The sequence below is a fragment of the uncultured Campylobacter sp. genome, assembly GCF_938041645.1.
Classification (GTDB): Bacteria; Campylobacterota; Campylobacteria; order Campylobacterales; family Campylobacteraceae; genus Campylobacter_B.
Genome location: NZ_CALIST010000070.1, coordinates 1 through 7,414 on the forward strand (window position 1 = coordinate 1; position 7,414 = coordinate 7,414).

General features: G+C 50.1%; 8 protein-coding genes. All 8 read right to left on the minus strand.

All coding sequences use genetic code 11. From position 1 onward, the window contains the following. The coding region (locus tag Q0600_RS10045; protein WP_298759898.1) for an SDR family NAD(P)-dependent oxidoreductase at window positions 1-625 on the minus strand (625 nt) is incomplete at its 3' end. 108 nt (window positions 626-733) lie between these two features. Then, on the minus strand, window positions 734-1,216 hold the full coding sequence (locus Q0600_RS10050; RefSeq protein WP_298759901.1) for a flavin reductase family protein: 483 nt from the start codon (window positions 1,214-1,216) through the stop codon (window positions 734-736). A 271-nt stretch (window positions 1,217-1,487) separates the two neighbouring features. Continuing rightward, on the minus strand, window positions 1,488-1,955 hold the full coding sequence (locus tag Q0600_RS10055; protein WP_298759904.1) for a hypothetical protein: 468 nt from the start codon (window positions 1,953-1,955) through the stop codon (window positions 1,488-1,490). Between the two features lie 21 nt (window positions 1,956-1,976). Then, window positions 1,977-3,560, minus strand: a complete 1,584-nt coding sequence (locus Q0600_RS10060) for a tannase/feruloyl esterase family alpha/beta hydrolase (protein WP_298759907.1) — start codon at window positions 3,558-3,560, stop codon at window positions 1,977-1,979. 120 nt (window positions 3,561-3,680) lie between these two features. Then, window positions 3,681-3,872 carry a hypothetical protein gene (locus Q0600_RS10600; protein ID WP_366517548.1) on the minus strand — a complete coding sequence of 64 codons (192 nt, stop codon included), beginning with the start codon at window positions 3,870-3,872 and terminating at the stop codon, window positions 3,681-3,683. A 109-nt stretch (window positions 3,873-3,981) separates the two neighbouring features. Further along, window positions 3,982-5,133 carry an MFS transporter gene (locus Q0600_RS10065; RefSeq protein ID WP_298759910.1) on the minus strand — a complete coding sequence of 384 codons (1,152 nt, stop codon included), beginning with the start codon at window positions 5,131-5,133 and terminating at the stop codon, window positions 3,982-3,984. A 565-nt stretch (window positions 5,134-5,698) separates the two neighbouring features. Continuing rightward, window positions 5,699-6,835 carry a bifunctional hydroxymethylpyrimidine kinase/phosphomethylpyrimidine kinase gene (gene thiD, locus Q0600_RS10070; protein ID WP_298759912.1) on the minus strand — a complete coding sequence of 379 codons (1,137 nt, stop codon included), beginning with the start codon at window positions 6,833-6,835 and terminating at the stop codon, window positions 5,699-5,701. 167 nt (window positions 6,836-7,002) lie between these two features. Further along, the coding region (locus tag Q0600_RS10075; RefSeq protein ID WP_298759915.1) for a hypothetical protein at window positions 7,003-7,414 on the minus strand (412 nt) is incomplete at its 5' end.

Consider the following 7,414-nt stretch of genomic DNA (forward strand, 5'->3'; position numbering starts at 1 on the left):
AGCGCTTAAAAGCCGCGTCGTAGTCGTAGCCCGCGTCATCCGTCGCCACGGGGCCGAACTCCGTCCTAGTCGCGGCGGGCGCTAAAACTTTAGCCTGCATTTTAGCCTCTTTATCCTGCGCCAGCTCGTAGTGCAAGCCCTCCGTAAAGGCGCTTACGAAAAACTTGCTCGCGCAGTAGGTGACGGCGTTTGACACCATGCTGTAGCCGCCGGTGGAGGAGATATTGATGAGCTGAGAGGGCTTATACTTGTAATCGCGCACGAAGAAGTGGCTTAGCAGCGTGAGCGAAATGACGTTGAGACGTAGCATCTGCGAGACTTTGGATAGATCGCGCTCGCCGACCGCGCCGTAATCTCCAAAGCCCGCGTTGTTTATGAGCGCCTTTAGCTCGTAGCTTTTTAGCTCGTCCCAAAGCGCTAGGACATTCTCGCTGCGCGCAAGGTCGCAAATTTTAATCACGACGTCCGATTTGGGCGCGATCTGCGCGATCTTGTCCTTTAAGCTTTGCAGCAACTCCGCTCTACGCGCGATTATGATCAAATTTTCTCCGCGCCTCGCAAATGCCTTTACCGCGGCCGCTCCGATACCAGAACTTGCACCAGTGATGACGATATATTTTTTCATTTTCTATCCTCTTTAGATTTTTCAGTTTGAAATTTTACCGAAGCTCGCCGCGTATTCACGCGTGCGCTCGTCTTAAATTTACAAATTTGCCGGCATTTTGCGAGGCGCTTACTCGTCGCTTATGGGCGTGCGCTTGGTATCTACCGCTTTGCCGTCCAGATAATACCGACCGCCGGCGACGTAGTGAAGCGTTTTTAACTCGTCAGGGATCTTTTCAAATAGCCAGTGCCTACCGTCAAAGATCCGCTCGTCCGCATACGCCGCGACGATCTCGCCGATGAAAAGATCATAGCTCTGCTCGTTATGAGGCTCGGGGATGCGCTTGCAAACGAGCCATGCGGCGCAGCCCGCGATCAGCGGCACGTCGAGCTCCTCTTTATAAAAAATTTCCACGTTTTTCATCTTGTCCGCGTTATCAAAGCGCGAGTTGTTTTCGGTGCCCAGCTCGCTAACCAGCTCCGCCTGCGCTGCCGTGGGGATCTGCACAGCAAAATACCCGCTCTTTTCGATGAGCGTCCTCGTGTATGAGCCGTTGTGCGGCACGATAGTAACCTTGTCGTAGTCAAGCGCCTGCGCCCACGTTATCGCCATCGCATTGACGTCGCCATCGTATTTGGCCGATACGAGCGTGGTCGCGCCGGGGTTTGGGATATGATTTTTGTATATCTACTTTTATGACCTCAATTTTTGCTCCTTTGATTAAATTTTTATAGACGGCAGATACCGCAAATAACCGAATGCTTGGTATTAACTTGCCCTTAAATTTAAGCCTCAGGCTCTACTAGACCAGCCCGAGCTTTGGCGAGCTTGGATTAAATTTCTCCGCGGCGCGCGAAATTTGGCTGACTTAAAATTTCACCTGCTATTTTCTGCGGATATTATAGTCTTTGCCGCTTTTTAGCAGCGAAATTTTGCCGTCCTTCGAGACATAGTAACCACCCTTAACTTTGCTTAAAATTTCGCTCTGCGGCAAGCTCGCCCAAAAGATTTCTACCCTGCTTTTATCCGCGGAAAATATCCCGTAGATCGCAAGCGTAGCGTTATCCGGATCAGCTAACCTCACGTCCGCGATATCAAAAACCTGCACGCAGCCATTCTTAATCTTTGAAAAGCTCTGCCCCGCGGCGACTAAGCAGCCGTGCTCATCCGTGCCGCCGCCTACCATCGGCCCCTGCACGGCGGGCACCTTGCAGACGCCCTCGCTCGTGCCGCAGTCCGCAGCCACGCTTTCGCCCCTATTATCCGCCTCCCTGCCCAGCTTTGCATCGTGCGCCGCGCAGCCGCACAAAAGCGCCGCTGTAAAGGCCGCGATTAAAATTTTACCTCTCATCTTTACTCCTTTAAATAAATTTTATCTGCATTCAAAGCTACTCGCGCTATTTTCGTCGCCGCCTACGTAGGTAGCCACTTTTGGATACGCGCAGATAGGGATCTGCTTACCGGCGCAGCTCGTGCTTTTACCTAGCAGGCTAGATGGAGCCGTTCCCTGCTCGCGCCACGCTTCAAGCGCGCTTAGCGGATCGACATCATCGATGCCGTTACCGCCGCCGCAGTGATTCATCCCAGGCAATGCAAAAAATCGCGCAAATTCGTCCGCGTCCGCGTTCGTTTCCACTAGCTTTTTGTACCAATCGCGCTGATCCATCGCCGAAAATACGGGATCGGAGACGCCCGTTACGATGATGAGTTTGCCGCCGTTAGCGCGGAAGCTATCTAGCTTGGTCGAAATCGCATCGTTTATCGCCGCGGTCTCGAACGTTCGCTCTACGTCCTTATCGAAATCAAATTTCATCAGATCAAACTCCGGTTGCGGCGGCGTCAAGAAATAATAATTCATCGAGCCCTTCGAGAGCACGATATTTCTAGCATTTGGCTCTGCCGTTTGCGAGTCGCCAAGCTTCCACATGCGCCAGCCGGGCTGATTTACTCCGGCATCGTAAAACCAGCCGCTGTAAATTTGCTCGCCCTTGCTGTTTTTTGCGCCGTCAAATATCGCTTTTATCGCAGAAATTTTTTCTTTAGCTAGATCAAGTCCGCTGGGATCGAACTCGCAACGCTCCCAAGCGCCGATGATTCCGTCTTTTAGGCCGTCTAGCGCATCGCATTTATCCAGAACCGCCATGCTTAGCTTATCCAAATCCTCCTGCGTAAGGGCGTTTGCAAAAATTTTATCCCCAGCGGCGTTTTTAGGCGCGATCTTCATAAGCTGCCGGTTGTCCCACTGCTCCGCGATCGCCGCGCGCGAAAGCCTAAAACCCGGATTTGCCGCGATTACGCCGTCAAATTCCAGCGGATACCTCTGCGCCGCCATCAGAGCCGAGCGCCCGCCGTTTGAGCAGCCCATAAAGTAGCTGTGCGCGGGCGCTTTTTTATACGCCGAAAAAACCAGCTGCTTTGAGACGCTCGCGACCTTGCCGATGGCCTGATATGCATAATCTAACCGCGCCTGTTGCTCAAGCCCAAACTCGGGCGTAGGCGTAGGATGTCCCGAATCGGTCGCAACTACCGCATAGCCCCTCATAAGCGCGGGCGTTGCGGTGCTAGTGCGGATAGGCACGGCACCAAGAGCCAGCGCTACGAAGCCGTCCAAACCGCCTCCGCCCTGAAATAGCAGCTTGCCGTTCCAGTCGCCCGGCAAGCGCAGCTCAAATTTTATGCCGTAATGCTTGCCGTCCGAGCCCGTGCGGGAGGCTATCTCACCGTGAATTATGCAGTGCGGCGCGGCTTTTAGCGTCTTTTTGGCTCCGCCAGTTAGCGCAGACATCTTATCGGCACCGATTTCGCCGCTTTGATTCCAGATCGCTTCGCTAATCTTTGTATCGTAAATTTTCGTACCCTTTAGCGCCGCGCAAGCCCGCTCGTCAAAATCGCTCGCAAGCGCCCCCTGTAGGCCCAAAGTAGCCGTAAAGGTTGCAACTAAAATTTTATATTTCATTGCCGCTCCTTTTGAAATTTTATTAATTGTAATTCTAACATAAAAATTTATCGTGAATTTCAAGCGTATTTGAGAAATTATGGAATTCCTAGCGGAGCCATGCGGGATTGCAAATTTTAATTAAAGGGACGAAGCACTTGGGCGATCCGCAGAATCTGGCTCGTCGGTTAAGCGGTTTCGTAGATCGCGACGGAATACTTCGATCGCCCAAAACCAAACCGCGTGCCGAAAAAATCCCGAAACGAACTCATACCACGAAAGCTGAAAAAGCGGCAGCGTGAACCCTAAAATCGGCAGCGTGATGCAATGCACCGCGATATTTATGACGATGCCAATGCGGCGCCCTGAAATAGCGTAATTTTAGGTAATTTCTCGACAGCGAAGTGTGCCTAATTTTAAATTTTGCTATTGTTGCGGAGCATTAAATTTCACGCGTGCTCTTAAAGCTTGCACGGTAAAAAATCAGCAGCGCGGCGGCTAACGCAGCAAAGCCGCAAAATAGCCCTTGGTAGCTTAAATATTCAAGCGCCTTGCCACCTACGGCAGTACCGATGCCGCCTCCGAAAAATATCGCCGTGCCTATGATCCCAGAGGATAGACCTTTGGCGGAGCCGCAACGAAGCGCTGCGCTTGCTAGGACCGACTGCGCACAAACATAGCCAAATCCCAACAAAAATGTTCCTACATATGCAGTGGCAGCGAAGCAACTCGCCAAAAGGCACAGCGCCGAAGCGGACGCCAAAAAGCCGAGGGATAGAATTTCTTTTAGCGGCAACTTCTCTTTTAAATATCTAGCAGCGTTTCCTGCCAAAAAGCAAGCGACGCCGTAAAGCATAAGGCAGGCTCCGGCAAAATTTGAGCTCAAGCCCAGCTTTTTAAGTAGATAAGCGCCTATGAATGAATACGCCCCAAGCACGATTACGCCGTTACATAAAGCCAAAAAATAGCTTCTCAAAAGCGCAGCATCGCCGCGCAAGCTAGCTATGGATTTTACGAAGCTCTCGCCTTTGCTTTTCGGAGCGTCTTTGAAATTTAGCGTAAATAGTGATACGAAAGATACCGCAGACAGCGCAGAAAAGGCTAAAAATATCTCCCTCCAAGAAAATCTAGCCACTGCCCATCCGCCTAAAGCCGCACTCAGCCCCTGCCCTAAAAATACCGAACCCAGAAATATCGCTACGATTTTTTGTCTATCCTTCTCGTCATATGCATCGCCTATAACGCCGAGGCAGACAGCGATTATACCCGCTGCCGCGCATCCCGTGCAAAAGCGAAATAAAACAAGCCACGCTAAACTTTTTGCAGTGGAGCAAAGAAGCGTAAATATCGCCAAAAAGAGCATTAGCGAGATTAAAATTTTACCTCTGCCGTAGCGATCGCTAAGATGTCCGTAAACCGGCTGAAGTAAGCCGTATGGAATCAGATATGCCGTCAAAACTGCGGAGGCGGCGCCCACCTGCACCCCAAACGTATCTGCGATGCTAGGTAGCAGTAGCGATGCGATCCAGTTATCTGCGGCAGAGATTATCCCTGAGGCGATGATTAAGAGTAGTAGTCCTTTTTTGCAGCGCATTTTAAATTCCTAAATTTACGTAATTTTAGCCATTATAACTCTTTTGCTAGAAAATTTGGAATTTTAGTAAGCTCAGCGAATATGAGACGACAGGCATGGATCGCTAAGTTCGCAGCTAGAGGGCACAATGCGGCAGGTATAGCGCAACATCGGCATACAATGCGATGCATCTACCTTGAGCAACGCGAGTAGTGAATGAATGACTAGTTTATATTTATAATCCACTTTTTTCGCGCATAAAGACCTATAAGAAATAACGCAAATTTAACAATGCCACGAAGCAGAGCTATAGCATAAGGCAAATAAGGAAAGCTCTAACTTGCAGCACGAACCCTACAATAAAATTCAAAAATTCTTTAAAATTCTACGCGGATTATGATGCCTAAAAATTAACTAAAATTTTAAGCGCACTACTCCCGCAACACGCTTTTTAGCCACGCAATTCCGCCGTTTATCACAAGTCGCGACGAGCCATTCGGACGATCTCGTGCCGCTAGATTAAATTTAATAGCAGCGGAATTTTGAAATTTTACGAATGCAGGGATCTCAATGAGCGCTTGAAATTTTAATTCGGGGCGATAATTTTGATTTCATTCGCGCAAGATCCGTCAAAGTCCGCGCCGAAGGGATCGCGTACCGTAAAATAATGATCTATCGCGCCGCATCCGTGCCCGATCTGCTCATCCCAACCCAGCGCCCTGCGCACAAAGCCCTTGGCATGGGCGACGGCTGCGGACAGACTAAGCCCCGCCGCCAGCGCGCATGCGATCGCGCTTGAGAGCGTGCAGCCCGTGCCGTGGGTGTTACGCGTAGAAATTTTAGGCGCCGAAAACTCATAAAATTTACCGTTTTCATACAAAATATCGACCGCTAAATTTGTAAAATCCGCGCCCTCTCCGCTCGGTTTAAAGCCGTCATCTAAAGGCGCTGCGGATAAATTTTGTTCAAAAGAAGACTCCGCGCCCGTCGTTAAAATTTTGCATTCGCTAGTAAAATTTTCATCCGCGAAATTTGCGCTCTTCGTCGAGCTCACAGAGTTTTCGTGTGCGCCATTTTCGCCCGCTTCACGCAATAAGACTTTAAAATTTTGCGCTATATTCATTTCCGCCGCGTCCGCTTCCGCCACAATGCAAGCCGCGCCGCAAGCCACGCTCGCAGCCGTCAGATCGCCGCCTTTTATCAAAATCGCGCCGCCGAAAAACTGCGAAATTTTAACCGCTGCGGCGCGCATATCGGCTAAGTTTAAAATTTTCATCTCCGCCAAGACCTCAGCCTCGCGCACGTTAGGCGTAATAATCTCCGCGGCGGGGGCGAGCTCGTATTTTAGCGCATGCAGCGCGCTTTGTTTCATCAAAACTCCGCCGCTGGTGGCGACCATCACGGGATCTAAGACGACGTTTTTCGCGCCGTGCTTGCTCAGGCTCTTTGCGATGGCCTCGGCAACCCCCTCATTGGAGATCATTCCGATTTTAACAGCATCCGGAAAGATATCGCTAAAAATTGCATCGAGCTGTGCCTCTACAAAATCTGGCGAAACATCCATCACGCCGAATACGCCGCGCGAATTTTGCGCCGTAAGCGCCGTAATAGCGCTCATAGCAAACATCTTGTGCGCGCTAATCGTCTTGATATCTGCCTGAACACCAGAGCCGCCCGTACTGTCGGAACCAGTGATAGTGAGGATGGGTATATTCGTTTTCATAAGCACTTGCAAAGGAAAGAAAAAAAATGCAGACAGCGAAATAATGTTCCCGTTTTGACAAAGCAAACACGCGTTTGGATAAAGATTAAGGAGATCTTAGCCTTTTGGTCATGCCGAAAACCTACATAGCTTTCCAAAGAAAAGCTATGTAGGTTTTCAGTGTTGGATTAATTGAATTTCACGCACCGCATTCCAGCCTCACGCGTGCTTCGATGTACTCCCACATGGGTTCTTTTGAAAGTGAAGTTGAATGCACCGTAAAACATTTTACCCTCAGCCGTTGTAGGCAGAGCATAGCAGGTGGAAGTCCAGTACTGTCCTTCAAGTCCCATACCTCTTCCTATTCCCTGTCTGATTTCCCCGTATAGATAATTATCTATTGCGGGCAGATAGAAGTAATTGGTATTGTCAGCAGGAGGTGTCTGCGGGTAGCCTTTCACCCTGAAAGGAAATTCCTTCTGCATAGCTTTCGTACCTCGACGATAGTCTTTACCATTATACGATTCTTTCAGCGCATTAGGGCTCATTCCGCCGTTGTCTGATGCGATGGCATATGCTTTTTTGAGCCACAGACCACCT

Bases quoted from the DNA above. Each gene is read 5' to 3' on its own strand.
- Q0600_RS10065 (WP_298759910.1), bottom strand. From the start codon at position 5,133: ATGCGCTGCAAAAAAGGACTACTACTCTTAATCATCGCCTCAGGGATA.
- thiD (WP_298759912.1), bottom strand. From the start codon at position 6,835: ATGAAAACGAATATACCCATCCTCACTATCACTGGTTCCGACAGTACG.
- Q0600_RS10055 (WP_298759904.1), bottom strand. From the start codon at position 1,955: ATGAGAGGTAAAATTTTAATCGCGGCCTTTACAGCGGCGCTTTTGTGC.
- Q0600_RS10050 (WP_298759901.1), bottom strand. From the start codon at position 1,216: ATGGCGATAACGTGGGCGCAGGCGCTTGACTACGACAAGGTTACTATC.
- Q0600_RS10060 (WP_298759907.1), bottom strand. From the start codon at position 3,560: ATGAAATATAAAATTTTAGTTGCAACCTTTACGGCTACTTTGGGCCTA.